Origin of the sequence: Micromonospora sp. NPDC047753 (genome assembly GCF_040642735.1) — a bacterium.
Lineage (GTDB): Bacteria > Actinomycetota > Actinomycetes > Mycobacteriales > Micromonosporaceae > Micromonospora.
On sequence record NZ_JBEYSL010000845.1, the window covers coordinates 1 to 1452 of the forward strand.

Genomic DNA, 1452 nt, shown 5'->3' on the forward strand with positions numbered 1-1452 from the left:
CCCCGGACGCCGACGCCGGCTCGCCGCCCCGCCGGCCCCGCCCGCTGGCATCGCTGGGGTCGCGCTCCCGAGGGCCGCGTCTGAGTGCGGCTCGGCGGCTCCTGCGTGTGGCCTGGCTGCACCTCTGTGTGTCCTGGCGGCGGAGACCGTGCGCGGCCTGGCTACGGCGTCTGCGTGAGGCCCGTCCCAGGCGTCTGCGCGCGGCTCGGCCGCGGGGTCCGCAGGCAGTGGGGCCAGCAGTCGGCGTACGCCGTCGAGCATGTCGGCGCGCAGCACCTCGTCGGACACGTCGGTGAAGAAGACGACCGGATCGCTGCACGCGCCCAACGCCTGCACCGCGGAGACCCGCTCGCGGCGGCCCGCGTTCGGCCCGGTGATGAGGTCGTTGGCCCGCATCGCGACCTCCATGAGCCGGTGGTACGTGTCGCCCCGGCCGATCAGCGCGATGTCGTGGAAGAGCATGCCGAGCGGCCGGCGGTGGGCGAGCATGATGTCCACCCAGCCCTCCACCACCGTCCACCGGGCCTGCTCGGTGGGCTGTGTCTGAGCCGAGTCGAGCAGCGCCTCCAGGTCCGCCACCAACGGCTCGACCAGTGCGGCGAGCAGATGCTCCTTGGCCGGGAAGTGGTACAGGATCGCGGTCTTGGTGAGCCGCAGCCGCTCGCCGATCTGGCGCAGCGAGGTGCGCTGGTAGCCGTGTTCGGCGAACAGGTCGAGCGCGGCGCGCAGGATCCGGGTGCGGGTGTCGTCCGCGGGATCGGCGGTCATGCCAGCCAGCCTAGCGACGCCCTGACCGGTGGGCACCATCACCGTTGATTCGACTGACCGTTGGTCAGTACAGTGGTGGCGGTCGACGTAACCAACGGCAGGAGGGGCCATGCCCGTCATCTCGATCGGCAACCTGATCAAGACGTTCGGCGCCATCCGGGCACTCGACGGGTTGGACCTGCAGGTCGAGCAGGGGGAGGTGCACGGTTTCCTCGGGCCCAACGGCTCCGGAAAGTCCACCACCATCCGGATCCTGCTCGGGCTGCTCCGTCGCGACTCCGGCGACGCCCAGGTGCTCGGCGCCGACCCGTGGCGCGACGCGGTCCGCCTGCACCGCCGACTGGCGTACGTGCCGGGTGACGTCAACCTCTGGCCCAACCTCACCGGCGGGGAAGCCATCGACCTGCTCGGCCAACTGCGCGGCGGCCTCGACCGGCGCCGCCGCGACGAACTGCTGCACCGCTTCGACCTGGACCCGACCCGCCGTTGCCGCACCTACTCAAAGGGCAACCGGCAGAAGGTCGCCATCGTCGCCGCCTTCTCCTCACCGGTGGAGCTGTACGTGCTCGACGAGCCGACCTCCGGCCTCGACCCCCTCATGGAGGCGGTTTTCCAGGACGAGGTCGCGTAGGCGCTCTCGCTGATCGCGTCGGCCACGCCGACCGGGACGGCGCAGGACGCCAG

Annotated in this window: 1 protein-coding gene and 1 pseudogene; one reads left to right on the plus strand and one right to left on the minus strand. The window is 71.7% G+C overall.

Going from position 1 to position 1452, the window contains the following annotated elements; genetic code table 11:
* A partial coding sequence (locus tag ABZ749_RS35115) for a helix-turn-helix domain-containing protein (protein ID WP_357235709.1) occupies positions 1 to 768 on the minus strand: 768 nt, incomplete at its 3' end.
* A gap of 109 nt (positions 769 to 877) precedes the next feature.
* Here ABZ749_RS35115 and ABZ749_RS35120 point away from each other — a divergent pair.
* Positions 878 to 1393, plus strand: a pseudogene (locus ABZ749_RS35120) (ABC transporter ATP-binding protein); the annotation flags it as partial.
* Positions 1394 to 1452 lie beyond the last annotated feature (59 nt).